Annotated in this window: 27 protein-coding genes; 17 read left to right on the top strand and 10 right to left on the bottom strand. The window is 73.1% G+C overall.

Annotation, left to right across the window (positions count from 1 at the left end):
• Positions 1-100: 100 nt before the first annotated feature.
• On the top strand, positions 101-637 hold the full coding sequence (locus ACYVLT_RS29200) for a CGNR zinc finger domain-containing protein (protein ID WP_461123384.1): 537 nt from the start codon (positions 101-103) through the stop codon (positions 635-637).
• Between the two features lie 12 nt (positions 638-649).
• On the opposite strand, the gene ACYVLT_RS29195 is transcribed toward ACYVLT_RS29200, so the two are convergent.
• Positions 650-1906, bottom strand: a complete 1257-nt coding sequence (locus ACYVLT_RS29195; RefSeq protein ID WP_461123383.1) for a DUF445 domain-containing protein — start codon at positions 1904-1906, stop codon at positions 650-652.
• A 29-nt stretch (positions 1907-1935) separates the two neighbouring features.
• Between ACYVLT_RS29195 and ACYVLT_RS29190 the strand changes: the two genes are divergently transcribed.
• Positions 1936-3108 carry a pyridoxal phosphate-dependent aminotransferase gene (locus ACYVLT_RS29190; protein WP_461123382.1) on the top strand — a complete coding sequence of 391 codons (1173 nt, stop codon included), beginning with the start codon at positions 1936-1938 and terminating at the stop codon, positions 3106-3108.
• Here the strand turns inward: ACYVLT_RS29190 and ACYVLT_RS29185 are convergent.
• On the bottom strand, positions 3088-5025 hold the full coding sequence (locus ACYVLT_RS29185; protein WP_461123381.1) for an NACHT domain-containing protein: 1938 nt from the start codon (positions 5023-5025) through the stop codon (positions 3088-3090). The genes ACYVLT_RS29190 and ACYVLT_RS29185 overlap by 21 nt on opposite strands.
• Before the next feature lie 73 nt (positions 5026-5098).
• On the opposite strand from ACYVLT_RS29185, the gene ACYVLT_RS29180 reads away from it, so the two are divergent.
• Positions 5099-5719, top strand: a complete 621-nt coding sequence (locus ACYVLT_RS29180) for a TFIIB-type zinc ribbon-containing protein (RefSeq protein ID WP_461123380.1) — start codon at positions 5099-5101, stop codon at positions 5717-5719.
• Between the two features lie 73 nt (positions 5720-5792).
• Here the strand turns inward: ACYVLT_RS29180 and ACYVLT_RS29175 are convergent, their stop codons facing one another.
• Positions 5793-6917, bottom strand: a complete 1125-nt coding sequence (locus ACYVLT_RS29175; protein WP_461123379.1) for a methyltransferase domain-containing protein — start codon at positions 6915-6917, stop codon at positions 5793-5795.
• A gap of 112 nt (positions 6918-7029) precedes the next feature.
• Here ACYVLT_RS29175 and ACYVLT_RS29170 point away from each other — a divergent pair, with 112 nt between their 5' ends.
• From ACYVLT_RS29170 to ACYVLT_RS29150, 5 genes are all read left to right on the top strand, one after another.
• Positions 7030-7467, top strand: a complete 438-nt coding sequence (locus ACYVLT_RS29170; protein WP_461123378.1) for a helix-turn-helix domain-containing protein — start codon at positions 7030-7032, stop codon at positions 7465-7467.
• Positions 7468-7472: 5 nt separating this feature from the next.
• Entirely contained in the window at positions 7473-8162 is a 690-nt protein-coding gene (locus ACYVLT_RS29165) for a hypothetical protein (RefSeq protein ID WP_461123377.1), read from the top strand.
• Between the two features lie 115 nt (positions 8163-8277).
• Positions 8278-8562, top strand: a complete 285-nt coding sequence (locus ACYVLT_RS29160; RefSeq protein WP_360452858.1) for a DUF2516 family protein — start codon at positions 8278-8280, stop codon at positions 8560-8562.
• Positions 8556-9218: an alpha/beta fold hydrolase gene (locus tag ACYVLT_RS29155; protein ID WP_461123376.1), complete on the top strand. Its 663-nt coding sequence runs from the start codon at positions 8556-8558 to the stop codon at positions 9216-9218. The genes ACYVLT_RS29160 and ACYVLT_RS29155 overlap by 7 nt, the downstream gene beginning before the upstream one ends.
• A gap of 9 nt (positions 9219-9227) precedes the next feature.
• Positions 9228-9782, top strand: a complete 555-nt coding sequence (locus ACYVLT_RS29150; protein WP_461123375.1) for a type 1 glutamine amidotransferase domain-containing protein — start codon at positions 9228-9230, stop codon at positions 9780-9782.
• A gap of 72 nt (positions 9783-9854) precedes the next feature.
• On the opposite strand, the gene ACYVLT_RS29145 is transcribed toward ACYVLT_RS29150, so the two are convergent.
• Positions 9855-10613: a MerR family transcriptional regulator gene (locus ACYVLT_RS29145; protein WP_461123374.1), complete on the bottom strand. Its 759-nt coding sequence runs from the start codon at positions 10611-10613 to the stop codon at positions 9855-9857.
• A gap of 71 nt (positions 10614-10684) precedes the next feature.
• On the opposite strand from ACYVLT_RS29145, the gene ACYVLT_RS29140 reads away from it, so the two are divergent.
• Positions 10685-11233: a YbaK/EbsC family protein gene (locus tag ACYVLT_RS29140; protein WP_461123373.1), complete on the top strand. Its 549-nt coding sequence runs from the start codon at positions 10685-10687 to the stop codon at positions 11231-11233.
• On the opposite strand, the gene ACYVLT_RS29135 is transcribed toward ACYVLT_RS29140, so the two are convergent.
• The 5 genes from ACYVLT_RS29135 to ACYVLT_RS29115 all read right to left on the bottom strand — a co-directional run bounded on the left by ACYVLT_RS29135 (position 11230) and on the right by ACYVLT_RS29115 (position 15403).
• Positions 11230-12309, bottom strand: coding sequence for an LOG family protein (locus ACYVLT_RS29135; RefSeq protein WP_461123372.1), 1080 nt, complete (start codon positions 12307-12309; stop codon positions 11230-11232). The two genes, ACYVLT_RS29140 and ACYVLT_RS29135, sit on opposite strands and share 4 nt — an antisense overlap.
• Positions 12310-12490: 181 nt before the next feature.
• On the bottom strand, positions 12491-13369 hold the full coding sequence (purU, locus tag ACYVLT_RS29130; protein ID WP_461123371.1) for a formyltetrahydrofolate deformylase: 879 nt from the start codon (positions 13367-13369) through the stop codon (positions 12491-12493).
• A 12-nt stretch (positions 13370-13381) separates the two neighbouring features.
• Complete coding sequence (locus ACYVLT_RS29125) at positions 13382-14116, bottom strand: maleylpyruvate isomerase family mycothiol-dependent enzyme (protein WP_461123370.1); 735 nt, start codon at positions 14114-14116, stop codon at positions 13382-13384.
• A 10-nt stretch (positions 14117-14126) separates the two neighbouring features.
• Positions 14127-14930, bottom strand: a complete 804-nt coding sequence (locus ACYVLT_RS29120; RefSeq protein ID WP_461123369.1) for a class I SAM-dependent methyltransferase — start codon at positions 14928-14930, stop codon at positions 14127-14129.
• Positions 14909-15403, bottom strand: a complete 495-nt coding sequence (locus tag ACYVLT_RS29115; RefSeq protein WP_461123368.1) for a DUF2505 domain-containing protein — start codon at positions 15401-15403, stop codon at positions 14909-14911. The genes ACYVLT_RS29120 and ACYVLT_RS29115 overlap by 22 nt, the downstream gene beginning before the upstream one ends.
• On the opposite strand from ACYVLT_RS29115, the gene ACYVLT_RS29110 reads away from it, so the two are divergent.
• From ACYVLT_RS29110 to ACYVLT_RS29100, 3 genes are read left to right on the top strand one after another with little or no spacing between them, the layout of a single operon-like run.
• Positions 15402-16511, top strand: a complete 1110-nt coding sequence (locus tag ACYVLT_RS29110) for a UDP-N-acetylmuramate dehydrogenase (protein ID WP_461123367.1) — start codon at positions 15402-15404, stop codon at positions 16509-16511. The genes ACYVLT_RS29115 and ACYVLT_RS29110 overlap by 2 nt on opposite strands.
• Positions 16512-16535: 24 nt before the next feature.
• Positions 16536-19013, top strand: coding sequence for a hypothetical protein (locus ACYVLT_RS29105; protein ID WP_461123366.1), 2478 nt, complete (start codon positions 16536-16538; stop codon positions 19011-19013).
• A 54-nt stretch (positions 19014-19067) separates the two neighbouring features.
• Complete coding sequence (locus ACYVLT_RS29100) at positions 19068-20063, top strand: chymotrypsin family serine protease (protein ID WP_461123365.1); 996 nt, start codon at positions 19068-19070, stop codon at positions 20061-20063.
• Here the strand turns inward: ACYVLT_RS29100 and ACYVLT_RS29095 are convergent.
• On the bottom strand, positions 20017-20748 hold the full coding sequence (locus ACYVLT_RS29095; protein WP_461123364.1) for an SDR family NAD(P)-dependent oxidoreductase: 732 nt from the start codon (positions 20746-20748) through the stop codon (positions 20017-20019). The two genes, ACYVLT_RS29100 and ACYVLT_RS29095, sit on opposite strands and share 47 nt — an antisense overlap.
• 79 nt (positions 20749-20827) lie before the next feature.
• Between ACYVLT_RS29095 and ACYVLT_RS29090 the strand changes: the two genes are divergently transcribed.
• The 5 genes from ACYVLT_RS29090 to ACYVLT_RS29070 all read left to right on the top strand — a co-directional run bounded on the left by ACYVLT_RS29090 (position 20828) and on the right by ACYVLT_RS29070 (position 25556).
• Entirely contained in the window at positions 20828-21973 is a 1146-nt protein-coding gene (locus tag ACYVLT_RS29090) for a L,D-transpeptidase (protein WP_461123363.1), read from the top strand.
• A 70-nt stretch (positions 21974-22043) separates the two neighbouring features.
• Positions 22044-22841 (top strand): alpha/beta fold hydrolase, encoded by a 798-nt coding sequence (locus tag ACYVLT_RS29085; RefSeq protein WP_461123362.1) that lies wholly within the window; start codon positions 22044-22046, stop codon positions 22839-22841.
• Positions 22838-24091 (top strand): D-inositol-3-phosphate glycosyltransferase, encoded by a 1254-nt coding sequence (gene mshA / locus ACYVLT_RS29080; RefSeq protein WP_461123361.1) that lies wholly within the window; start codon positions 22838-22840, stop codon positions 24089-24091. Before ACYVLT_RS29085 ends, mshA begins: the two co-directional genes overlap by 4 nt.
• Positions 24088-24570, top strand: coding sequence for a type III secretion system chaperone family protein (locus ACYVLT_RS29075; RefSeq protein ID WP_461123360.1), 483 nt, complete (start codon positions 24088-24090; stop codon positions 24568-24570). Before mshA ends, ACYVLT_RS29075 begins: the two co-directional genes overlap by 4 nt.
• Before the next feature lie 68 nt (positions 24571-24638).
• The gene (locus ACYVLT_RS29070; protein ID WP_461123359.1) at positions 24639-25556 is read left to right on the top strand and encodes a DUF4349 domain-containing protein; all 918 of its coding nucleotides are present in this window, start codon (positions 24639-24641) and stop codon (positions 25554-25556) included.
• Positions 25557-25740: the final 184 nt, after the last annotated feature.

Here is a 25740-nt window from a genome sequence, read left to right as displayed (position 1 = left end):
AGTGGTCGGGCTGGTCCGAACGGGCAGTAGGCCTAACCGATCACGGTTCTTCGACGGTTACTTCGCCACATCGCGAGGCTCCGACGCCTACAGTGGAGGGGTGACTGGTCTGGCGGCCGGCTGGGACCACGCGGCTTTCACGCAGGGTCGAGCCGGCGATGCGGAACACGATGTGGAGCTGCTGCTCGCTTTCCTGAACACCCGAGACCTCGAACTCGGCACGGACGTCTTGGACAGCGCCGCCGCTTGGCGCGCGTGGGTCACCGAACGCGGCCTGGGCCGGGCGGGTGACCCGCAAGACGTCCGCGCCGCTCGTGCGTCGCTGCGGGCATCGCTGGGTGAACGGCACGACGGCCCCGATCCCACCCCCGCCGCGGGCCTGGTCCGCGTCGACCTCAGCCACGGCGTGCCGACGATGTCCAGCACCGACGCGCTCGGCGCGGTGCTCGGCGCGGCGGCCCGGCTCGCGGTGCTCGGGTCGTGGGAGCGGTTCAAGATCTGCCAGGCGGACGACTGCCGGTGGGCGTTCTTCGACCGCTCGCGCAACCGATCGCGCACCTGGTGCTCGATGCAGACGTGCGGCAACCGGGAGAAGGCGCGGAACTGGCGGGAACGACGCGCGCTGAGCGTGACCTGAGCCCTCGGGCGCTCAGGTCACCAGCCGGCTCACGGTGTAGATCACCAAGCCCGCGAGCGCGCCCACCACCGTGCCGTTGATGCGGATGAACTGCAGGTCGCGACCGACCTGCAGCTCGATCTTGCGCGAGGTCTCCTCGGCGTCCCAGCGCTCGACCGTGTCGGTGATCAACGTGGTGATCTCGTCGCGGTAGTTGCTGACCACGTACCCGGCCGCGCCTTCGAGCCACCCGTCGACCTTGGCGCGCATCGACTCGTCGTCCACCATGCGCGCGCCGAACGAGATCAAGCCCTCGCGCACCCGCTTGCGCAGCTCCGAGGACGGGTCCTCGGCCGCGTCGAGCAGCATCTTCTTCGCCGTGCCCCAGGCCGACCCGATGAGCCGCTGCACGTCCGGGTGCGTCACCAGCTGCTGCTTGACCTGCTCGGCCCGCTGCATGGTCGCCGGGTCGGTGCGCAGGTCGCCGGCGAACTCGATCAGGAACTGGTCCACCGCCAACCGCATCGGGTGGTTGACGTCGGTCTTCACCGCCCACGCGAAGTTCAGCAGCTCGGTGTAGACCTTGTCGCCGAGCATCGAGTCCACGAACTTCGGCGACCACGACGGCGCCCGGTCCGACACCACGCCCATGACCTTGTCGTAGTTGTCCCGCACCCAGTCGTAGGCCCGGTCGCACACCAGGTCCACGAGCTTGTGGTGCGCGCCGTCGGTGAGCACCTGACCCAGCAGCTTGCCCAGCGGCGGGCCCCACGGCTGGTCGACCAACCGGCGCACCAGCGCCTGCTCGACCACGGCCTGCACGTCGTCGTCACGCAGCACGGTCACCGCGCCGCGCACCACGTTGGACAGCTCCGACGTCACCCGCTCGGCGTGCTCCGGCCGCGCGAGCCACTCGCCGAGCCGCCGGCCGATGCCCGCCCGGCGCAGCTTGTCCCGCACCACCGCCTCGGACAGGAAGTTCGTCCCGACGAACGACCCCAGCGCGTCGCCGAAGCTGTCCTTGCGGGTCGGGATGATCGCGGTGTGCGGGATCGGCAGGCCCAGCGGCCTGCGGAACAGGGCGGTCACGGCGAACCAGTCGGCCAACGCGCCGACCATGCCCGCCTCGGCCGCGGCGCGGACGTACCCGACCCACGCCGGGCCGCCGTCCTCCACCAGCAGGGCCACCAGGAAGATCGCGGTCGCGGCCAGGAAGAACCCGGTCGCCACGAGCTTCATCCGGCGCAGGCCCTGGCGCTTGAGCTGGTCAGCGGGGGTCAGTTGCTCCACGACGCCATTGTCCGTGAAGATTCGACGTTGTGCGGGTACCAGCGCTAGTCCCCAGGATGAGGCCGTTCACCTCGACGATCTTCGCCGAGATGACGGCGTTGGCGAACCGGACAGGGGCGGTGAACCTCGGGCAGGGCTTCCCGGACACCGACGGCCCGACCGGGATGCTGGAGGTCGCCAAGGCGTCCATCGACGCCGGGCTCAACCAGTACCCGCCCGGCCTCGGCATGCCGGAGCTGCGCCAGGCGATCTCCGAGCACCGCGCGCGCTACGGCACGCACTACGACCCCGACACCGAGGTCCTGGTGACGGTGGGTGCCACGGAGGCCATCGCGGCCGCGTTGCTGGCCTTGGTGGAGCCCGGTGACGAGGTCGTCCTCGTCGAGCCCTACTACGACTCCTACGCGGCTTCGGTGGCGTTGGCCGGGGCGACCCGCCGCACCGTCGGGTTGGTCGAGGAGCCGGGCACCGGGCGGCTCGGGCTGGACGTGGACGCGCTGCGCGCCGCCGTCGGCCCGCGGACCAGGGCGTTGCTGATCAACTCGCCGCACAACCCGACCGGCACCGTGCTCAACCGCGACGAGCTGGCCGCCGTGGCCGCGCTGTGCGTCGAGCACGACATCGTGGCGATCACCGACGAGGTGTACGAGCACCTGGTGTTCGACGGCCTGGCGCACGTGCCGCTGGCCACGTTCCCCGGCATGGCCGAGCGGACCGTCACGATCTCGGGCGCGGGCAAGACGTTCAACTGCACGGGCTGGAAGGTCGGCTGGGCGTGCGGGCCGGCCGAGCTGATCGGCGCGGTGCGCGCGGCCAAGCAGTTCCTGACCTTCGTGGGCGCCGCGCCGTTCCAGCCCGCCGTGGCGCACGCGTTGCGGCACGAGCTGAAGTGGGTCGAGGACCTGCGCACGTCGCTGGAGGACAAGCGGTCGCGGCTGGCCGGCGGCCTGGCCGAGGCCGGGTTCGCGGTGCGGCCGAGCGAGGGCACGTACTTCATCACCGCCGACGTCCGCCCGCTCGGGTTCACCGACGGCGCGCAGCTGTGCCGCGAGCTGCCCGGGCGGATCGGCGTGGCGGCCGTGCCGGTGCAGGTGTTCACCGACCACCCCGACCAGTGGCGGCACCTGGTGCGGTTCGCGTTCTGCAAGCGCGACGAGGTGCTGGACGAGGCGATCGCGCGGCTACGCCAGCTCGGCGTCTGACCTCACCGGGGACGGGCGGTCGCCCGCCAGCCGGTCCTGCACCAGCGCGTGCCGGAACTGGTAGGCGGCGCCCGCCTGGCGCAGCACGCCGAGCTTGCGCGCGTCCTCCAGGAACACCATCAGCTCCCACGGCAGCTTGCCGCGCGCCGCCAGCCAGATCCGCGCCACGGTGAACCACCACCAGCGCAGGTGCAGCACCGACAGCGTGAAGCCGAGCATGAGCCCGCAGGCCAGCCCGAGCCCGACCATGCCCGACTGGGTCGGCCCGAACACCAACCCGGCCGCCGCGCCGAACACCACGGCCAGCACCAGCGACCCGGTCCACACCGCGATCCGGTCGCGCGCCATCGTCCACCGCGGGCTCGACGGGTGGCTCAGCTCGGCGGTGCTGCCCAGCCCGAATCGCAACGCCACCGCCACCGCGATGCCCAGGCCCACGACCAGGCCCGCGGACAGCCCGTACAGCGCGCCGAACACCAGACCCGCCGCCGTGCCGAGCACGCCGCTGACCACCAGGAGGCTGCGCCACACGCCCAGCCGCGGTTTCGGCACGCGGTGCCCGGAGGCGTACAGCGCGGCCACCGCCACCGCGAGGCCGGCGGCCAGACCGGTGATCGGGGCCAGCCTCGGCGTGCTCGCGTAGGCCATCAGCCAGGCCACGCCGAACCCGCCGATCAGGCCGAGGACGACCGCGCCGAGCAGCGCCAGCCACGTGCTGGCGACCGAACGGCGCAGCTCCCACCACCCCAGCTCGCGCACGCCGCGCCGACGCATCTCGGTGGCCAGGAACGCGAGCCAGCGGGCCGCCTTCTCCCGTGGCCAGACCTGGCTCGCCCGGGCCTGGTGCGCCACGCCGCGGTCGCCGAACGCGCCGTTGACCAGCAGGTCCGCCAAGTGGTCCTCGATGGCGGGGCGGTCGGGGAACCGGGAGCGGTCCAGCAGCTCGCTCGGCTCGCCGTACCCGTAGACCACGCCCGCCAGCCACACCGCGAGCGGCGTGGACAGCGCCTCGGCCAGCCGTCCGTCCGGCTCGTCGCGCAGGTGCAGGAAGATCGGCTCCCAGCGGGCGGCGGTCACCGGGTCGGACACCGACCTCAGGTAGCCCGCGACCTCCTCCAGGTCCAACGGCTGGAGTTCGACGACCTGCGCGCCCGCCACCCGTCCGCCCACCTCGGCGAACTCGTCGACCCGGCTGGTCAGCACCAGCGGCTGCGTGCCGGGGAACGCGCGGTTGATGCGGTCCAGCGCGTCGGCGCGGCGCTCGGCCGGGATCTGGTCCAGGCCGTCGAGGACGGGGAACACGCGGCGTTGCTCGACCAGCAGGTCCGCCGCGTAGCTGCCGTACAGCTCGGTGTTGCGCAGCGCCGGGTGGTCCTCGTAGAGCCGCCGGGTCATCCAGGTGCGGACGTCCTCCGCCTCCGGGTTCCAGGTGGACAGCGGCAGCAGCACCGGCACCGGGCCGTCCACGTGGCGGTCGAGCAGGCCGATGGTCAGCATCATCGCCGTCGTGCTCTTGCCCGCGCCGGGTTCGCCGAGGAACACCACGCGCGGGTTGCGCAGGAACGTGCGCACGACCGCGTCGCTGTGCCCGGGTTCGCCGCCGATCGCGCTCCAGTGCAGGTCGAGGACGTGGTCGTGCAGGCCGCGGGCGTGGCACTCCTCGTTCCACTGGGCGTGCAGCGCGCGGGCCAGGGCGCTCGCGGCGGCGTCGAGGTTGTCGTCGGTGGCGAGGCCCGCGGCGCGTTTGCGGTGCAGCCACGGGTCCAGCGCGGCGAGCAGCGCCAGGAAGCCGAGGGCGAGGCCGGTCAACCACAGGTCGGGGTCGATGCCGTAGTCGGTGACGAACAGGCCGGCCGCGGCGAGCACGGCGGCCAGCACGCACCCCGTGAGCACGGCCCGCTGGCGGAATCTGGACACCACCGCATCATGACTGACCGCTCACGGATGGTGTTGGCGCGGTCACCCCTGTGTCGTGCGTACCCTCGGGTACGTGATCTGTCCGAAATGCCAGGACCTGATGCGGACCATCAGCCGCGGTGCCGTGCACGTCGAGCAGTGCGAGAACTGCAAGGGCGTCTTCCTGGACGGCGGCGAGTTGGAGCAGATCATCGCCGCCGAGCGGGCGCACTACGCGCAGCCTTACCGGCCGGAGGGCGTGCCGCCGTCCGTTCCGGTGCCCGCGTCCCTGCCCGTGCCGGTGGCCGTGCCCGCTCCCGTGCCCGCTCCCGTGCCCGCTCCCGTGCCCGCTCCCGTGCCCGCTCCCGTGCCCGCTCCCGCGCCCGTGTCCGGGCCGGCCGCCGATCCGACCGCGTCCGTGCCGATCGAGGGCACCCTGCCCGTGGACGAGGCCGAGTCGACCGACGGCGCACCGTCCACGCCGTCTGCGCCGCCCGCGCCCGCCGCCGGTCCGCCGCCGCCCTACCAGCCGCCCGGCGCGCCGTTCGCCGGCACGCAGCCGGCAGGTGCGCCGCCGCCGTACCAGCCACCGCCGCCGTACCAGCCGCCTCCCGGCACCGCGCCCGCCGCGCCACCGGTCGTCTACCCGGTCGGGTACCACGACCCGCACTACCCGCGCCGCAAGCGCAGCTTCCTGGAGGAGCTGCTCGACTGAACGCCCCGCGCCCGTTCTGAGCGTTGAATTCGGGTGTTCCGAACGTAGGACACGCGCGACGCGAACGTAGGACTCACGGGAGTGGCCAGGTCAGGGTGGTGCCGTCCAGGGCGAAGTGCTGCTCGGTCGGGGTGGCGGTGAAGGTGAACTGGTGGCGTCGCGGTTTGCCCAGCGCGCGCCACTGGCGGTAGGCGGCTTCGGCGACGTCCCACAGCGCACGCGGCCCGCCCTGGTCGACGACCGCGCCGCGGTGCCGCACCCAGGAGCCGTCGGCGTGCACGAGGCGGATCGGGTCGGTCGCCACCGCCACCTCGGCCAGCGCGAGACCGGCGAAGAACTCGAAGGCGCTGGACGGGTCCAGCACGCTGCGCGACGACAGCAGGGTCGTCCGGGACGTGTGCGGCTCCGCGTCCAAGGCCTCCAGCAGGGCGTCGTCGGCCCACGCCTGCCGGTGCGCGCGCAGCGGCATGAACCGGCCGTCCTCCAGCAGCACGCGGCCGGTGGCCTGCCCGTCGCGCACGGCCAGCCGCACCAGCCCGGCGCCGATGGGCCGGTTGAGCGTGGTCACGATCAGCCCGCCGGGCGCGGTCTGGTCGAGCCACGCCGCGGGGATGCGTGACACGGCACACGTGCCGAGGACCCGGTCGTAAGGGGCACGCGGCGCGTAGCCCTGCTCGCCGTCGCCCACCACGCACGTCGGGTCGTGCCCGGCGGCGGACAGCCGGGCCCGCGCCCGCGCCAGCACACCGGGGTCGACGTCGATCGAGGTCACCCGGGCGTCGCCGAGCACGTGGCCGAGCAGGGCGGCGTTGTAGCCGGTGCCGGTGCCGATCTCCAGCACCCGGTCGCCCGGCGCGACGGCCAGGGCCTCCAGCATGATCGCCATGATCGCCGGCATGCTCGACGAACTGGTGGGTACTCCCGTCACGACGCCGCGTGCGAGTGCTTGCTCCCAAGCCCGGTCGTCGCCGTCGAGCTGGGTCACGCAGACGTCGTTGCGGTAGACCAGCGCGAGGTGGTCCGGGTGGTCGGAGGTGACCGGCTCCCAGGCGCCGTCGGGCCGTTGGACGAAGAAGCCCGGCAGGAAGACGTGCCTCGGTACCTGGCCAAACGCGTCCACCCACCGCGGGTCGTGCAGCACGTCGGCGGCCAGCAGCGAGTCGACCAGCCGGGCCCGCAGGTTCGCCGCAACGTCCACGCGGTCCACGGTAGCGCTGTGGGCGAGCACACGTCCCGATCGCTAGCAGAGCGCTTGCAGGAGCTAGCACCTCCGCGTACCGTCGAACACGGATCGAGGAGGTGCCGCGAAGTTGGACAAGTCCATCGACGAGGCGGTGGCCGATCTCGGCCGCGACATCGGCGAGTACATCCGCCAGCAGCGCAACACGGCGAAGATCTCGTTGCGGCAGCTGGCCAGGCTCGCCGGGGTCTCCAACCCGTACCTGAGCCAGATCGAACGCGGGCTGCGCAAGCCGAGCGCGGAGATCCTGCAGCAGATCGCCAAAGGGCTGAGAATCTCGGCCGAGGCGCTCTACGTCGAGGCCGGGATCCTGGAGCAGCGCGAGGGCGGCGCCCTCGCGGACGCCATCGTCACCGCCCCCGACCTGACCGAGCGGCAGAAACAGGTGTTGCTCGACGTCTACGAGTCGTTCCGGCGGGAGAACACCGGAAACCAGGCCGCAACCGGCGACCAGACCACGAAGCCAGCAGACCAGACCGAGCCGGATCGAAGCCGGTCAGAGGAGTGATCCCGATGCCGAACCTGCCCACCACCGAGGAACTGCGCAAGGCGGGCGAGCAGGCCGTCGCCGCCGCGCGCACGCCGCTGCTCGCCGCCCTGGGCGCCGGTGACCTGGCCGCCAAGGCCGTCATCGAGGCGTTGAACAAGGCCCGCGAGCGCGCCGAGTCGGCCAAGACCGCGGCCGAGACGACCGACCTGCGCAAGGACCTGCGCGACAAGCTGGACCCGGCCGAGCTGCGCAAGGTCGTGGACGCCTACACGCAGTCCGCGCTGAACCTCTACCAGTTCCTCGCCCAGCACGGCGAGGAGGCGCTGGAGAAGCTGAAGACCCAGCCGGGCCTGCAGAAGGCGCTGCACCAGGTCGAGGAGGCCGTCGAGACCGCGCAGAAGCGCACCGGCGCCGCCGCCGCCGACGCCCGCGTGCTGGCCGACGACGTGCTCGGCAAGGTCTCCCGCCGCACCCGCGCGGTCGGCGAGAAGGTCGCCGACGACGTGGACGACGCGAGCGAGAAGCTGGCCGAGACGGTCGTCGAGGTCGGCGGTGACGTCGCCGCCGAGGTGCGCAGCACCACCCGCAAGGCCGCCGCGCCGCGCAAGCCCGCAGCGACGAAGCCGGTCACGGCCACCAAGCCCGCGGCCGCGACGAAGAGCACGGCCACCCGTCCCACCACGGCGAAGAAGCCCTCCGACAGCGGCAAGTGACCCGACCGACACGGGGCGTCCACCGAGGGCGCCCCGTTTCGGCTGTACCGCGACCGCACGACGCACGTAGGCTGGAGGCGTGTTGCCACCGTTCCCGGCCTTCAGTCCCCTCTACCTGGACGCCTGGGTCATGTTCGCGGCGTACTACGCCGCGCTGGTCATGGGCGTGTTCGCGTTCGCGCACGCGTTGTCGCAGCGCGCCGACGCCTACACGGCGGCCGAGCGCATGACCAAGCCCGCGTGGCTCGGCATCACCGGCGGCGGCCTGTTCGCGCTGCTGCTGTTCCACCCGTTCACCGCCGGCGCCATGTTCTGGCTCGCCGGGCTGGTCGCGGTCACGGTGTACGTGGTCGACGTCCGGCCCCGGCTGATCGAGGTCCAGCGCGGCCCGCGGTGGTGACGCACCGGAGCTTCGGCTCCGGCGCCCCCGTCACGCTCGTCGGCCACGGCCTGGGCGCGACACCGGGTGAGGCCCGTCTGCCCGCATCCGGGCTGCCCGGCACGAAGGTCGTGGTCACCCTCCCCTCGCACGGCGACGCGCCGGACGCGCCGGAGGGTTACTGGGACTACCGGCGCATCGCCGCCGACCTGCGCGACGTCGCCCGGGAGACCGGCGCGACCAGGGCGATCGGCGTGTCGCTGACGGCGGGGGCGCTGCTGGCCCTGCTCGCCGAGGAACCCGACGCGTTCGACCGCGTGGTGCTGCTGCTTCCCGCCGTGCTGGACGAGCCGAGGCGCTTGCTCGACCGCGAGGAGGCGATCACCGCCGTCGGCGGGCCGCCGGACTACCAGGCGCAGCGGCGGCAGGCGTTCGCCCGGCTCGACGGCGCCCTGACCGAGCTGCCCGGCCGGGTCGCGGTCGCCGACCGCGCGGTGTTGGCCCGGGTCACCGCCCCGGTGCTGGTGATCGGCGCGACCGACGACCCGCTGCACCCCGAGGACGTGGCCAAGCAGGTGGCCGCCGCGTTCCCGGGTGGTCGGCTGGAGCTGGTGCCGTCGTGGACGACCCACCGGGGTGACGTCCGCGGGTGGTTGTCCGACTTCCTGCGGGGGTAGCCGGAAGGCATGGCCGAACAGAAGAAGATCGCATTCCTGGTCGACACGGAGGGCATCGAGCAGGTCGAGCTGACCGAGCCCTGGCAGCACGTGGAGAAGGCAGGCGCGGTGCCGAGGCTGCTCGCGCCCAAGCTGGGGCAGGTGCAGGCGTTCGACCACCTGACGCCCGCCGACACGTTCGACGTCGACGTGCCGTTCGCGCACGCCGACCCGATGGACTACGACGCCGTGGTGATCCCCGGCGGGGTGGCCAACGCCGACTTCCTGCGGATGGACCGCGACGCGGTGCGGTTCGTCAAGCAGCACGTGGCCGCGGGCAAGCCGGTCGCGGCGATCTGCCACGGGCCGTGGCTGCTGGTGGAGGCCGACGTGGTGCGCGGGAAGGTGCTGACCTCGTTCCCGAGCCTGGCCACCGACATCCGCAACGCGGGCGGCGACTGGTCGGACGAGGAGGTGCGGGTGTGCGACAAGGCCGGGTGGACCCTGGTGACCAGCCGCAAGCCCGACGACCTGCCGGCGTTCAACCGCGAGGCGCTCAAGGCGTTCGGGCTCCAGGACATCTGACACGTCTCGCGAGGGTCGGGTCCACGGGGATGTGCACCTCCCCGTGGGCCTGCTCTTTACCGGCGGCTTGCGCTACAGGCGTGCCGCGGCGTAGGCCGCGATGGCGTCGCGGACGTACTCCGCCAAGCCCGCGCCGTGCTCGTCCAACTGGCTCTTGAACTCCGGCGCGTCGGCGTAGAGCTCACCGAGGCCGGTGTAGGACTCCCGGTTCGGGGTCCAACTCCTGGACAGCCAGGTGTGGTGCCGGTCGGTCACCTCCAGCGCCCGCGGCGCGTCGGCCGCGACACCGGCGCGGAACACGTCGGCGTAGGCCTGGACGATCGCCCGCCACTCGGCCAGGTAGCCGTCGGCGTCAGCCTTGGTCCAGCCCTGCATCCGGCGCTTGCCCTCGTCGATGTGCCGCCGCGCCTGGTCGCCGTAGCGCTCCACCAGCTCCGCCTCGTAGCGGGCCTGGCGGTCGGCGTCGAAGCCGTCGAACAGCTCTTCCATCTTCATCTCGTCACCCCCTTCCAGCTCGTCGATCGTGCGGGAGACGGTCCGCGCCAGCTTCGCCAGCCGTTCCTGCTCGGCGGCCAGCCACCGCGCGTGGTTGCGCAGCACGTCGACCGTCCGGTGCCGCCCGTCCAGGACCTCGGCGACGGTGTCGAGGCCGAGTCCCAGGTCGCGCAGCAGCAGGATCCGCTGGAGCTTGAGCAGCTGCTCGCGCTCGTAGTACCGGTAGCCGTTGCCGCCGATCCACGCCGGTTCGAGCAGGCCGATCGCGTCGTAGTGCCGCAACGTCCGCGAAGTCACCTTCGACATCCGTGCGACCTGCGCGATCGACCAGGCCATGACCGTGCTCCCTCCCTGTGCCGACCACGGTAGGGGTTGACGTAACGTCAACGTCAAGGCCGGCCGGCAGGATGGTCGGTGTGTGGACCATCGCAGGAACCCTGACCCCCGTGCCCGCGCTCGACCGACTGGACCTGGTGGCCGACCCGGTGGCCGCCGCGCTCCGGTCGATGGCGGACGGCGGACGGCTCGCGGTCGCGGAGATCGACCCCACGTTGGCGGACACGGCGGAGTTCTGCGCGCACTACGGCTCGCCGTTGGAGACGTCGGCGAACTGCGTCGTCGTCGCGGGCAAGCGTGGTGACACCATCCGGTACGCGGCGTGCGTCGTGCTGGCGACCACGCGTGCCGACGTGAACGGCGTCGTGCGGCGGAGGTTGGACGCACGCAAGGCGTCGTTCGCGCCGATGGACGACGCGGTGGCGCTCAGCGGCATGGAGTACGGCGGCATCACGCCCGTCGGCCTGCCCGCCGACTGGCCCGTGCTGCTGTCACCGGAGGTGGCCGCCGCGCCGGAACTGGTGATCGGCAGCGGCATCCGGGGCAGCAAGCTCCTCGTGCCCGGCGAGGTGCTGGCCAAGCTGCCGGGCGCCGAGGTCGTGGAGGGCCTCGCGCGCTAGCCGTACTGGCGCAGGAAGTCGACCGCCTCGTCGGTGTCGTCGGTGACCAGGATCCAGCGCTCGGCGTCACGTCCCCGGGCCAGCCGTCGCACCAGCGGGGCGACCGGGAGCTCGTCGACCCAGAAGTCCTTGCCCAGGAACACCATCGGCGCGGCCGGGCCGACCGAGCCGTAGTGGTTCTGGCAGTAGTCCTGGAAGACCTCCTGCACGGTGCCCGCGCTGCCCGGCGTGTAGATGATGCCGCCGCTGGCCACGGTGAGCAGGCCCTCCTCGCGCACCGAGTTGGCGAAGTACTTGGCGTGCAGCTCGCACGCCGGGTTCGGCGGCTCGTGGCCGTAGAACCAGGTCGGGATGCCGATCGTGCGGGGTTTGCCGGAACCCGACGGGTCGGACGTCGGCAGGTCGGGCGGGCACGCGGCGATCCAGCGGCCGATGGACTCGGCGTCGCCGCCGAACCTCGGCGCGGTGGCCAGGTCCTTCAGCGTCGGCTCGTCCACGCCGATCCGCACGCCGAGCGGCACGGCCTCCATCACGCCCGGCCCGCCGCCGGTCAGCACGGTGAACCCGGCCTCGCCGAGCGCCGCGCCCAACCCCACCGCCCGCCGGTAGCCGTCGGTGTCCCGGCCCAGCGCGTGCCCGCCCATCACGGCCACCGGCCGTTCGGGCAGGGCGTCCGCCAACGCCTCGGTGATCGCGTGGTCGTGCAGGCGTTCGGCCAACGCGTGCAGCGGGTCGGGGTTGTGGCCCTGCGCCCGGCTGTGCTGGTAGATCAGGGCGTCCGGGGTGTCGGCGTAGGTGATCGGGTCGTCCGGGTCGAACCCGGCGAACAGCTCCGCCGGCGTGTACAGCCGCGACCGGTACACGTCGTAGGGCAGGTCGGGGATGGCCGGGAAGACCAGCGCACCGGCCGCCGCCGCCCGCCGTTGGCCGACCGGCGAGAGCGTGCAGCCGAGGAAGAGCGCGCCGTCCATCGGCACGCGCAACTCCTCTTCGCTCAGGTCGAGCCCGACGAGCACGGCGTGCCTCAGCTCACCCGCCGCGCGGACCTGGTCGAGAGTGGTGAACTCGGTGCGCACCGGCGCAGCCTACGACGCCGGGCACGGCGGTGATCGCGACTCGTGCGATCGCGAGCGTTGAACTCGGGGTACGCGAACGTAAGACTCACGGGACGTGAACGTAGGACTCACGGGACGCGAACGTAGGACTCACGGGACGCGAACGTAGGACTCACGGGACGCGAACGTAGGACTCGCGCGATCAGAAGATGACGGTCTGGTTGCCGTGCACCAGGACGCGGTCTTCCAAGTGCCACCGCAGACCGCGCGAGAGCACGACCTTCTCGATGTCACGGCCCTTGCGCACCATGTCGTTGACGGAGTCGGTGTGGTCCACCCGGATCACGTCCTGCTCCACGATCGGCCCCTGGTCGAGGTCCGCGGTCACGTAGTGGCACGTCGCCCCGACCAGCTTCACGCCGCGGCCGTGCGCCTGGTGGTACGGCCGAGCGCCCACGAACGACGGCAGGAAGCTGTGGTGGATGTTCAACGCCCGCCCGGCCCAGTCCGCGCACAGCTCCGCGGGCAGGATCTGCATGAACCGCGCCAACACCACCGCGTGCGGGTCGTGCGCGTCGACCAGCTGCCGCAGCTGGGCGAACGCCGCCGCCCGGCCCTCCGGGTCGTTCGCCGGGAACGGCACGTGGTGGAACGGGATGCCGTGCGCCCTGGTGATCCCGGCCAGGTCGGCGTGGTTGCCGATGACCGCCGACACGTCCACGTCCAGCTCGTGCGACGCCACCCGGCCCAGCAGGTCGTACAGGCAGTGCCCCTCCTTGGACACGAGGATCACCACGCGCCTGCGCTCGCCGGAGTCGGCGACCCGCCACGAGCCGGGACGCGCGCCGAGGTCGCGGGCCACCTCGGCGAACCGCGCCCGCAGCTCGTCCACGTCGAACGGCAGCGAGTCCGCCCGGACCTCCTGGCGGGTGAAGAACCAGTTGGTGGTCGGATCGGTGTGGTAGGCCGCCTCGACGATCCAGCCGCCGTGCTCGGCCAGGAACGAGGAGATCCTCGCCACGATGCCGGTGCGGTCGGGGCAGCCGAAGGTGATCACGTAGCGGCGTTCAGGCAGGGGCACGACGGGAAGTATCTACGGTCGCGGCAACCCGTCCAGCAGTGACGTATCACCTGATGTGATGGCCCCGCTCGGCCGACCCCACGCCGCCCGGTACAGCGCGTCGGCCGTGCCGGCCACGGTGGCGTCCTCGTCGGTGCCGGAATCGGTGATCGGGCCGACCGCGGGCGGCTCGCCGCGGGTGAGCCGCAGCTCCCACGCCCGACCGGCGTCGGCGGCGTGGAACAGCACCCGGCCCGTCCGCTCGACCGGCTTGCGCCGGGCGCCGATCGGCAGCATCCAGGTCAGGCACTCGTCCACGCCGTCGGCCGCGAACTCGACGTCGAACAGCAGCGACGGCACGTCCGTGCCGTGCCGCGCGTGCTCGGCGTCCAGCCGGTGGATCGCCGTCTCGTGCGCCTGCCTGCGTGACCAGAAGGCGAAGGTCTTGGGCCCGGTGAACGTCCACGCGGGCATGTTCGAGGTGGTGCCGGCCAGCGTGTCGGTCAGCTCCGCGACCACCTTGTCCTCCCAGTCGAGCAGCTCGTCCCAGTCGGACGGGCGGTCCTGGAACGAGGGTCGCTCGCCGTCCGGCGGCGTGTGCAGGGCGCGCAACGACCAGGAGTGGGTGCGCCCCACGTGGTCGACCAGGTCGTGCACGGTCCACCCGGGACACGTCGGCACGGGTGCGTCCGGTCCGGCGGCCACCGCGGCGGCGCGCAAGGCGGCGTACTGGGTCCTCAGCTGCTGCACGAAGTCGGCGTGGTCCACTCCGCACAGCCTAGGGACTCACCACGTCCCAGGGCACGGTGAGTTCGCCGAGCCGCCACCGCTTCCGGTCGTCGGCCACCGGCCAACCGCGTTCGGCGAGCAGCCGCACGGTCTGCACCCACCGGGCCCGCGGCCCGTAGGGCGCGAACGGCGCGCACGTCGCCCAGCACGCGTCCAGCTCGCGGAGCAGCGCATGCACCTTCTCGCCCGGCACGTTGTGGTGGATCAACGCCTTCGGCAGCCGTTCGGCCAGGTCGCCCGGCGTCTCCAGGTCGGCGGGCAGGCAGGACAGGGTGAACGTCCGCGGCCCGTCGGCGGTCAGCGCCACCCAGGAGCAGCGGCGGCCGATCTCGTCGCACGTGCCCTCCACCAGCACGCCGCCGGGCGCGAGCCGGGCGACCATGGTGTCCCACGCCTCGGCCGCCTGCTCCTCGGTGTACTGGCGCAGCACGTTGAACGCGCGCAGCAGCACGGGCCGCGCCCCGGCCAGCTCGAACCCGCCGCGCCGGAAGTCCAGCCGCGGCGGGTCGGCGACCTCCTTGCCCGCGGCGACCCGCTCGGCGTCCAGCTCCAGGCCGAGCACGCGCACGTCCGGGTTGACCACGCGCAGCCGCGCGGCCAGCTCGACCGTGGTGATCGGCGACGAGCCGTACCCGAGGTCCACCACCAGCGGTTGCTCTTGGGAGAGCAGGTCGCGGTAGGCGTGCGCGACCCACCGGTCGACCCGGCGCAGGCGGTTCGGGTTGGTCGTGCCCCTCGTGGGCAGGCCGAGCGCACGGGCCCGGCCCGCGGCTAGGCGCGGCGTGCGAGCCATTCGGCGGTGAACTCGGTCTCGGCGTCCAGCAGCCGGGCCACCTGCTCGGCGATCACCGACTCCAGCTTGCCGCCCATGATCGGGATGCTCACCTTGACCTGGCCGGTGAGGGTGAGTTCGCTCCCACTCGCGGTGTCGGCGAGCGTGATCGTGCCGTCCAGCCGCCCCGGGACGCCGTTCAACGTCACCTCGACGGTGCCCGCGTGACCCGCCTCGGTCCACGACTCGGCGCGGTCGATGACGAGGTCGCCGCCCAGCAGACCACGTGCCACCGACGGCAGCTTGTCCGCCGGCACACCCTGCCTGAGCTGGTAGGACGTGCTCTGGTCGGTGGTGGTGAAGGCGACCAGCTCGGGGTTCGTGCCGCCGAGCCGGGCGAGCCGGTCCCTCAGGTACGTCTGGTCCACCAGCGCTGCGTACACGTCCCGCGCGGGCCAGCGTGACGTGGTTCGGTGCTCGATGCGGCGTGCCATGTCGCGGAGGCTACCGTTCTCGGTCGTGACCACCCCGCCCTCCAGTGCCCGTGTGCCGCTGGCCGAGTGCACCACGCTGCGGCTCGGTGGCCCCGCGCAGAGGTTCACGCGCGCCACCACCGCCGCCGAACTGGTCGAGGCCGTGCGCGCGCTGGACGCCGACGGCGAGCCGTTGTTGCTGCTCGGCGGTGGTTCGAACCTCGTGGTGTCCGACGCCGGGTTCGCCGGCACCGTGGTGGCCGTCGGCACGTCCGGCCGCCGGCTCGACCCGTTGGGCGACGGTCTGGTGCAGCTCACCGTCGAGGCGGGCGAGGACTGGGACTCCGTCGTCGCCGAGGCCGTGGCGCAGGGGCTGGGCGGGCTGGAGTGCCTGTCCGGCATCCCCGGCCTGGTCGGGGCGACCCCGGTGCAGAACGTCGGCGCGTACGGCGTGGAGGTCGCGCAGGTGCTCACGTCGGTCGACCTGCTGGACCGGCGCACGGGCCGGGTGCACCAGGTGCCCGCCGACGCCCTGGGCTTGGCGTACCGCACGAGCGTGTTGAAGGGCACCGACCAGGCGGTGGTGCTGCGGGCGCGGTTCGCGCTGACCGCGGGCGGGCAGTCCGCGCCGATCCGGTACGGCGAACTGGCCAGGGTGCTCGGTGTCGCGCCGGGCGACCGGGTGCCCGCCGACGCGGCCCGCAAGGCGGTGCTGGAACTGCGGCGCGGCAAGGGCATGGTGCTGGACGCGGCCGACCACGACACGTGGAGCGCGGGCTCCTTCTTCACCAACCCGCTGCTGGACGACTCCACCCTGGCCGGTGTGCTGATCCGCATCGCCGAACGCCTCGGCCCGCACGTCGAGGTGCCGACGTACCCGGCGGGTGCCGGGTCCTCGAAGCTGTCGGCGGCGTGGTTGATCGAACGGGCGGGCTTCGGCCGCGGGCACCGCGGACCCGGCGGCCGGGTGGCGTTGTCCGGCAAGCACACGCTGGCGTTGACCAACCGCGGCGGTGCGACCACCGAGGACCTGTTGGACCTGGCGCGCGAGGTGCGCGACGGTGTGCGGGCGGCGTTCGGGGTGGAGCTGCACCCGGAGCCGGTGCTGGTGGGCTGCGAACTGGGGTGATCGGGTGACCGACGGGATGGCCGGGTGACGCGGAACACGATCGCGGACTCCGTGGTCCACGGGCCGGTGGTGCAGCTCGGCTCGGGCAGCGTCACGCTCGCGCTGTCCCGCCCCGGTTACGCGCTCCAGTGGGTCGGCGCCGGCGGGACGCCGTGGTTGCCGGCGCACCAGCGCACACCCAGCTACCTGCTCGACACCCGCCGCGAGGTGGTGCCCTACCGGTCGCGGCCCGCGGTCGAACGGCGGCTGGAGGGCTGGCTCTCCGACGACGCCCCGATGTCCGTGCTGCTGGTCCACGGCGCGGGCGGGAGCGGGAAGACCAGGCTGGCCAACGCCTTCGCGGGGTTCGCGCACGCACGGGGCTGGGCGGTGGCGCAGGCCGTCGAGTCCGCGCCCGGCGGTGCGGCCGCCACCGGGACCGGACCGGTGCTCGTGGTCGTCGACTACGCCGAGCGCTGGGGCGTCGACACCCTGCTCACGATGATCGGCGCGTTGCCGGTCGACTTCCCCGGGCGTCCGCTCCGGGTGCTGCTGCTGGCCCGGTCCCCGGCGGTCTGGCCCGCGCTGGCCGACCGGCTGGACCGCCTGCCCGCGGCGTTACCCGAGCCGGTCGAGCTGGGCGACCTGGTGCCGCCCGCCGACCGGCACCGAGCTTTCACCGATGCCGCAAGGGCCTTCGCGCGGGTGCTGGGCCGGCCCGGACGCGAAGTCACCGGACCCGACCTGCCCGTGCCCGAGCTGCCCGTGCCGGACCTGCCCGTGCCCGACTTGTCCGCTGACGAGTACGGGTCGGCGCTGACCCTGCACATGGCCGCCCTCGCGGCCGCGTACGACGGCCAGCCCGACCCGGCCGGCCTGTCGGACTACCTGCTCCGCCACGAGGGCCGGTTCTGGCCCGCCGAACGGCGCGCCGAAGCCGCGACCGCCGTCTTCCTGGCCACCCTGCACGGTCCGCTGGACACCGCAGCCGCCCGCGAGTTGCTGGGGCGCGCCGGGGTGGCGGACCTGCTGGACTGGCACGCCTCCCTCTACCCGCCGCCGTCCCGGACCGCCCTGGTGCCGTTGCGCCCCGACCGGTTCGGCGAGGACTTCGTCGCCCGGCACCTGCGGGACGACCCGCGTGCGGTCGAGCTGTTCGACCGCGTGCCGCCGAACCGGCGTTGCCTGGTCGTGCTGACCGCCGCCGCCGAGCGCCACGAGCACGTGCGCGAGGTGCTGTTCGGCCTCCTGGAGCGGAACCCCGGGCTGGCGGACCGCGCCGGCGCGGCCCTGCTCGAACTGGTCGTGCGGCACGCGTCGCGCGAGCTGTGCGCGCTGGTGCTCGACCGCCAGACGGACAACCGCGTCGAGGTGGCCGACGTCGTGGTGCGGCTCACGCGGCGCGTGGTGGTCGGGCTCCCGCCCGACACGCCGGCCGCCGAGCGGGCGCGCCTGCTGTCCTTGCTGACCGTGCGCCTGGGCGAGGTGGGTGAGCACGAGGACGCGGTCGAGACGGCACGGGAGGTGGTGCGGATCTTCGAGCGGCTGGGCGACCGCGGCCCGTCGGGCCGGATGACGGAAGCGGCCATCGCCGCCCTCAACCTCGGCCGCGCGCTGCTGGACGCCGGGCGCCCGGACGAGGCGATCGAGCCCACGTTGCGGGCCGCGGACCTGTTCAGGGTGCTGCACGAGCAGGACGGGCGGCACTGGCTGTACGTGGCCCTCACGCTGAACCAGCTGGACTCCGTGATGTCCGTCACGGGGAACCCGGCCCAGGCCGTCACGCTCGGCGAGTTGGCGGTGGACGCGTTCCGGCGGCTGGAGGGCCCCGGCGCCCGGCCGCGGCTCGCGGAGACCCTCAACACCTCCAGCCTCGACCTGCTGTCCGTCGGGCGGTCGCGGGAGGCCGTCGCACGGGCCGCGGAGGCGGTGGAGCTGGCCAGGCTGGAGGTGGCCGAGGATCGCGCCGTCCACCTGGACATGCTCGCCAGGTGCGTGCGCACGCTCGGCCACGTGCGGACGGTGGCGGGTGACCGGCCGGGTGCGCTGGCCGCGCTCGCCGAGGCGGTCGAGCTGAGCCGCGAGCTGGCCGGGTCCACCGCGCTGCGCCTGCCGGAGCTGGCCGCCGACCTGGAGAGGTTCAGCCTGGTCGTGGCCGGCGACGACAAGGGCCGGGCGTTGGCGTCGGCCCGCGAGGCGGTGCGGATCCGGCGCGCCCGGGCCGCCACCGACACCGACCAGCGCCTGCTCGACCTCGCGCGGTCGCTGTGGTCCCTCGCGGCGGGACAGGTCGCCGCCGGCCCGCGGTCGGACGCGTTGCCCGAGGCGTTGGACGCGGCACGGCAGGCGGTGCGGATCCACGACCGGCTCCTCGCCCGCGGCCGGGCCGACGTCGAGGCCCTTCGGCGCGAGGCGGTGTCCACCTTGGTGGACGTGCTCACGGCGCTGGGGCGGCCTGCGGAGGCCGCCGCGATCCGGGAACAGCTCGAACCGCCGAACGGCCGAACGGGTGACTCCGTGTGACGAATCCTCACTACGCGCGTTTCATGGAGTGAGGGGCACCCGCTGGAGGTCGTCATGGCCTTTCCCGACGACGATCGCGCGGCCGTCAGGCCGATCAAGGAGCTGGTCGAGGACGACTTCCTGAGCCGGCCCGGTGTGGTGGGGGTCGACCTCGGCGTGAAGACCGTCGGCGGCCGGTCGACCGGCCGGGCCGCGATCGTCGTGTTCGTCCGCCGCAAGGGACCCGCCGCCCAGTTCACCATCCCGCCGGACGTGCTCGGCGTGCCGACCGACGTGGTCGAGGACACGTTCTGGCCGCACCACACCATCGCGTCACCGGAGGGCGTGAGCGGCGCGGAGCGGCACGAGTCGCTCGCGGGCGGCATCGGCATCGGGCCGAGCCGGGCGGTCCGGCTCGTGCCGCCCGACGTCGCCGAGGTGGACGACTACGTGGTCGCCGGGACGCTGGGCGCGCTGGTCACGCCCCGCCGACGGCGGCTGGTGATGGCGTTGACGGCGTTCCACGTGGCCTGCGTGGACGACGCCTGGGCGGTCGGCGACCCGATGGTGCACCCGTCCCGCGTCGACGGCGGGCACCCGGTGCGCGACCGGGTGGGCGCGTTGGCGCGGGCCGCGCTGTCCGGGCAGGTGGACGCCGCCGCGATCATGCTCACCACGCCGGGCGCGCGGCCCGAGGTGGTCGGGCTGGGTCCGGTCGCCGGTCGGGCGCGGGCGCGGGTCGGCCAACGGGTGCGCAAGCGCGGCCGGACGACCGCCGTCACCGAGGGCGTGGTGGCGTCCACGGATGCCGTGATCACGCTCGACTTCGGCGTCGGGCTGGGCGTGCGCACCCTGCACGACCAGATCCGCATCGAGACGCCGCGCTTCGCCGACCACGGCGACTCGGGCGCCGTGCTGCTGGACGACGCGAACCGGGTGGTCGGCCTCTACTGCGGCGGCAGCCCGGACCGGGGGTTCGCCAACCCCATCGGCCCGGTGCTCGACCAGCTCGACGTGGACCTGCTCACCCCCGGTGCACGCGGGTCGCCGACGCCTGCGCGCGGGGCTTGAGCACGATCTGGTCGAGGTTCACGTGCGCCGGCCGGGTCACCGCGAACGCGATCACGTCCGCCACGTCGTCCGCGGTCAGGGACGTCACGCCCTGGTAGACGGCGGCGGCCCGCTCGGCGTCGCCGTCGAACCGGTTCACCGAGAAGTCCGTCTCCACCATGCCCGGCAGGACCTCGGTCACCCGCACCGGCTGCCCGAGCAGCTCACCGCGCAACGTCCGGTGCAGCGCCGACTGGGCGTGCTTGGCCGAGGTGTACCCGGAGCCGTTGTCGTAGGCCTCGTACGCGGCGACCGAGGTCACCGTCACCACGTGCCCGTCACCGGAGTCGACGAGCTTGGGCAGCAGGCCCTTGGTGACCCGCAACGTGCCCAGCACGTTCGTCTCCCACATCCACCGCCAGTGCTCCTCGTCGGCCTCGGCCACGGTCGCCAGGCCACGCGCGCCGCCCGCGTTGTTGACCAGCACCCGGGCCGCGGGCACGGCCTCCAGGAACGCCTCCACCGACGGTGCGGAGGTCACGTCCAGCTCCACCGCCGTGCCGCCGATCTCATCCGCGATAACCTTGAGGCGGTCGACCCGCCGGGCACCGAGCACCACGTGGAAGCCCTCGGCGGCGAGCCTGCGGGCGGTGGCCTCGCCGATACCCGCACTGGCTCCGGTAACGACTGCGATAGGACGGTTCACATCGGCGATCCTAGGTGTGTGACACAGCTCACCCGCACCGGAAGTCGGGTGGCGCGTCCTTCGATCGGGAGGTCGTAACGTGCACAGGAGATTGGCTGCTCTGCTGCTCGGCTTGGCCCTGCTGGCCGGCTGCTCGGCCCAGGTCGAACCCGGCTCGGCCAAACCGGTCGGCGGCGACAACCCGCCGGTGGCCAAGTTCACCACCGCGCCCGCCGACGGCGCCACGGACGTGCCGGTGAACGTGCCGGTGCAGGTCACCGTCGCCGAGGGCGCCATCGACCAGGTCACGGTCACCAACCCGGAGGGCAAGCCCGTCGCGGGCAAGCTCGCCGAGGACAAGAAGTCCTGGGCCAGCACCGAGCCGCTCGGCTTCGGCAAGAGCTACACCTACGCGGGCCGGGCCACCGGCACCGACGGCAGGCCGGTCGACCTGAAGGGCGCGTTCACCACCCTGAACCCGGCGAGCCAGGTGCGCGCCACGCTGTTCCCCGGCGACAACCAGACGATGGGCGTCGCGGTCCCGATCAAGGTCGAGTTCGACGCCGACGTCGCGGACCGGGCCACCGTGGAGAAGGCGCTCAGCGTGACCAACTCCGCCGGCGTGCAGGGCAGCTGGGCGTGGCTGAACTCCCGCTCGGTGCACTACCGGCCGGAGACCTACTGGCCCGCGAACACCCAGATCCACGTCGAGGCGAAGCTGTACGGCGTGCCCTACGGCGGCGGCGCGTACGGCCGCGCGGACGTGACCAGCGACTTCACCATCGGCCGCAACCAGGTCGTGAAGATCGACACGCCGTCGCACCAGCTCGTGGTGCAGCGCGACGGCCAGACGGTGGCGACCTACCCGGCGTCGTTCGGCAGGGACGACGACCCGGAGCTGAACACGCCGAACGGCACGTTCGTGGTCATGCAGAAGGACCCGCAGTTCAGCTTCGACAACCCGCGCTACGGCTACACCAACGTGGTCAAGAAGTGGGCCGTGCGGATCTCCAACCACGGCGAGTTCATCCACGAGAACAACGACAACGCGGCCAACATCGGCAAGAACAACACCTCGCACGGGTGCGCGAACCTGCTGGAAGCGGACGCCAAGGCCTACTACGACAGCGCGTTGGTCGGCGACCCGGTCGAGGTGACGGGGGCGGTCATGACGCTGCCGGCGCAGTACGACTGGTACGACTGGCAGATCCCGTGGGCGCAGTGGCAGACGATGTCGGCCCTGTGAGGTCGGGCTCGATGGCGGAAATTCGCTTGCTTCGGGAAGCGATGGGTTGACCCGCGCGTTGTCGTAGGTCGTGCAGAACACTCTCCTCGACGCCGAGGGCGTCCGGCTGTCGGTCCGCGAGTCCGGCCCGGCGGACGCCCCCGCGGTCGTGCTGGTGCACGGATGGGCGCAGTCCGGGGAGGTGTGGCCGCCTGCTCCGTCGTTGCGCTGCTACGCGCCGGACCTGCGCGGGCACGGCGAGTCCGAGGTCACCGAGGGCGGTTACCGCGACTCGGCGTGCTGGGCGGCCGACCTCAAGGCGGTGCTCGACCACGTCGGTCGGCCCGCGGTGCTGGTCGGGTGGTCCTACGGCGGGCTGGTGATCGCCGACTACCTGCGTGCGCACGGCACGGCCGGCGTCGACGGGCTGGTGCTGGTCGGGGCGATCACCGAGCTCGGGCGCGACCGGCCCGGCGGGGTCACCGGGCGGTTGTCGAAGGCCACCCTGGCCGGCTCGCTGTCGGAGGACCCGGCGGTGGCCGTGCCCGCGTTGGCCGAGTTCTGCCGCGACCAGGCCCCCGGGCTGCCCGGTGAGCTGGTGCAACGCCTGCTGGGCACGGCGCTGCGGGTGCCGCCGCGGGTGCGCGGCGAGATGTTCCGGCGTGACGTGGACAGCGCCGCCGTGCTGAAGGCGGTGGACAAGCCGACACTGGTGGTGCACGGCACCGCCGACGAGGTGGTCGACCCGGCTGCCGGGGAGTACGCGGCGGCCCTGATCCCCGGAGCCGACTTGCGCCGCTACGACCGCACCGGCCACGCGCCGTTCCTGGAACGACCCGAGCGGTTCGCCGCCGACCTCGCCGGGTTCGTCGCCGAGGTCTCCCGGTGAAGCGGGTCGCGGTGCTCTCGGTGCACACCTCGCCGCTGGAGCAGCCCGGCACGGGCGACGCGGGCGGCATGAACGTCTACATCGTGCAGACCGCGACGCGGATGGCGCAGCGCGGCATCGAGGTGGAGATCTTCACCCGGGCCACGTCCTCGGAGCTGCCGCCGGTCGCCGAACTGGCACCGGGCGTGCACGTGCGGCACGTGGTGGCGGGGCCGTTCGAGGGCCTGGGCAAGGAGGAGCTGCCGGGTCAGCTGTGCGCGTTCACGGCGGGCGTGCTGCGGGCCGAGGCACGGCACGAGCCCGGGCACTACGACGTCGTGCACTCGCACTACTGGCTGTCCGGGCAGGTCGGCTGGCTGGCCCGGGAGCGCTGGGCCGTGCCGCTGGTGCACACCGCGCACACCCTGGCCAAGGTGAAGAACCTGGCGCTGGCGGCGGACGACACGCCCGAGCCGCGGATGCGGGTGATCGGCGAGGAGCAGGTGGTCGCCGAGGCCGACCGGCTGGTCGCCAACACCGACGTCGAGGCCGCCGAGCTGGTCAAGCTGTACGAGGCCGACCCGGCGAAGGTGCTGGTCGTGCCACCGGGCGTGGACCTGGAGCGGTTCGCACCCGGTGACCGGGACGGCGCGCGGACCGCGTTGGGGCTGCGGCCGGACTCCGTCGTGCTCGCGTTCGTGGGGCGCATCCAGCCGTTGAAGGCGCCGGACGTGCTGCTGCGCGCGGCGGCCGAGATGGTGGTGCGCGACCCCGGGCTGCGGTCGCGGCTGGTGGTGCTGGTCGTCGGCGGGCCGTCCGGTTCGGGCATGAGGACGCCCGACGAGCTGGTCCGGCTGGCGGCCGAACTGCGGATCTCCGATGTCGTGCGGTTCCTGCCGCCGCAGGGCGGCGAGGCGCTGGCGCGGGTCTACCGGGCCGCCGACGTGGTCGCCGTGCCCAGCTACAACGAGTCGTTCGGCCTGGTCGCGCTGGAGGCGCAGGCGTGCGGCACGCCGGTCGTGGCGGCGGCCGTCGGCGGGCTGCCGGTGGCGGTGCGCGACGGCGTGTCCGGCGCGCTGGTGGACGGCCACGACGCCGGGCCGTGGGCGCGGGCGCTGTCCGACATCGCGCTGAGCCCCGCGCGCCGGGAGGAGCTGGCCGGCAACACCGTGGGCCACGCCCGCCGGTTCTCCTGGGACCGCACGACTGATTCACTCCTCGCGGGGTACGCCGAAGCACGCGACGTGTTCCGCGAGGAGGTCTTCGCTTGAGCCTGGACGACGTCATCCGGTCCACGCTGGACGACCGGGAGCTGCGCTACGAGAGCAAGGAGCCCGGCCGGTTCTTCGTGACCCTGCCCGGCACCAAGAAGCTCCAGACGAACTGCTGGTTGGTGGTCGGCAGGCACGCGCTGGTGGTCGAGGCGTTCGTGTGCCGCAAGCCGGACGAGGCGCACGAGGACGTCTACCGGTTCCTGTTGCGGCGCAACGCCAAGCTCTACGGCGTGCACTACACGATCGACACGACCGGCGACATCTACCTGGTCGGCCGGATCGCGCCGCACGCCGTGACGCCCGACGAGCTGGACCGCGTGCTCGGGCAGGTGGTCGAGGCCGCCGACGGCGACTTCAACGCGCTGCTGGAGATCGGCTTCGCGGGCGCCATCAAGCGGGAGTGGGACTGGCGGGTCTCGCGCGGCGAGTCGCTGGCCAACCTCCAGGCGTTCCGGCACCTGGTGTCCGAATCGTGATCACCGCCGCGCAACGGGGGTGAGCCCGCGCCCCGTCCCACCGGTGACCGGGAACCAGGGAGGGACACATGGGCAGACGGGTGGGGTTGGTGGTCGCCGCGTTCGCGGTGGTCGTGCTGGCCGGGTGCGCGTCGAACTCGGCGGGGACGTCGGCCGACGCGCCGGCGATGGCGCCGCAGGACAACGCGATGCTGGGTGGCACACCGAAGGACGCCGCGGGCAAGGGCCAGGCGGGCGAGGCGCAGTCGGGTCAGGACCAGTCCGGCCAGGCGCAGCAGGCGGGCTCGTCGGCGCAGCTGAACCGGCAGCTCGTGCGCAACGCGACGGTCGAGCTCCGCGCGCCGGACGCCACCGAGGTGCTGTCCGAGGTCAAGGACCTGGTCATCGCGGCGGGCGGGTACTCGGCGCAGGAGAGCTCGCAGGCCAACCGGGCCTCGGTGACGCTGAAGGTGCCCGGCGACCGGCTGGACGGCGTGCTGGAGGCCATCACCGGGCTGGAGGGCGTCGAGGTCGGCAAGCGCGAGCTCAAGACCGAGGACGTGACCGAGCAGCTCGTCGACATCGAGGCCAGGCTGGCCAACCAGCGGGCCAGCGTGGAGCGGGTGCGCGGGCTGCTGGAGCGGGCCGGGAGCACGGCGGAGATCACCGACATCGAGGCGGAGCTGACCAAGCGGCAGTCCGAGCTGGAGTCGTTGCAGCGCCGGTACGAGACGCTCAAGGGCCAGGTCGCCATGTCGACGCTGAACGTGGTCATCTCGGCCACCGGCGAGCCGGCGCCCGTGCGCGAGGAGAACGACTTCCTGGACGCGTTCGCCGGCGGTTGGAAGGCGCTGGTGAGCGCGTTCGGCTGGCTGCTCGTGGTGCTGGGCGGCGTGCTGCCGTTCGCGGTGGTGCTGGGCGTGCCGACCTTCGCCTACCTGTGGTGGCGTCGTCGCCGGCGCAGCGCGGTCACCCCGCCGCCGATCGCCTCGTCGAGCACGCCGTAAGCCACCGTTCGAGCGGTGGTCGCCGGCGAGACGTCCACCGGAGCAACATCGCGCGGGAGCGCGGAGCGGCTTGGGAGAGAGGGGGAGTCGCAAGTTCAAGCCGCTCCGCGTCAGTCCCCGCTGAAACGGATCCGGGCGGGGGGAGCCCGGGTTTCCCAGCGGGCCGCGGTTCGACGGGGGGATG

It is taken from the genome of Saccharothrix stipae, assembly GCF_054781895.1.
The sequence above is the reverse complement of the archived record's forward strand: the minus strand, read 5'-3'. Positions and strand labels throughout refer to the sequence as shown.

Excerpts from the sequence above, each read along its gene's own strand:
- ACYVLT_RS29165 (WP_461123377.1), top strand. The coding sequence starts at position 7,473 with ATGCCGAACCTGCCCACCACCGAGGAACTGCGCAAGGCGGGCGAGCAG.
- ACYVLT_RS29150 (WP_461123375.1), top strand. The coding sequence starts at position 9,228 with ATGGCCGAACAGAAGAAGATCGCATTCCTGGTCGACACGGAGGGCATC.
- ACYVLT_RS29145 (WP_461123374.1), bottom strand. The coding sequence starts at position 10,613 with ATGGCCTGGTCGATCGCGCAGGTCGCACGGATGTCGAAGGTGACTTCG.
- ACYVLT_RS29140 (WP_461123373.1), top strand. The coding sequence starts at position 10,685 with ATGGTCGGTGTGTGGACCATCGCAGGAACCCTGACCCCCGTGCCCGCG.
- ACYVLT_RS29120 (WP_461123369.1), bottom strand. The coding sequence starts at position 14,930 with ATGGCTCGCACGCCGCGCCTAGCCGCGGGCCGGGCCCGTGCGCTCGGC.
- ACYVLT_RS29110 (WP_461123367.1), top strand. The coding sequence starts at position 15,402 with ATGTCGCGGAGGCTACCGTTCTCGGTCGTGACCACCCCGCCCTCCAGT.
- ACYVLT_RS29115 (WP_461123368.1), bottom strand. The coding sequence starts at position 15,403 with ATGGCACGCCGCATCGAGCACCGAACCACGTCACGCTGGCCCGCGCGG.
- ACYVLT_RS29100 (WP_461123365.1), top strand. The coding sequence starts at position 19,068 with ATGGCCTTTCCCGACGACGATCGCGCGGCCGTCAGGCCGATCAAGGAG.
- ACYVLT_RS29070 (WP_461123359.1), top strand. The coding sequence starts at position 24,639 with ATGGGCAGACGGGTGGGGTTGGTGGTCGCCGCGTTCGCGGTGGTCGTG.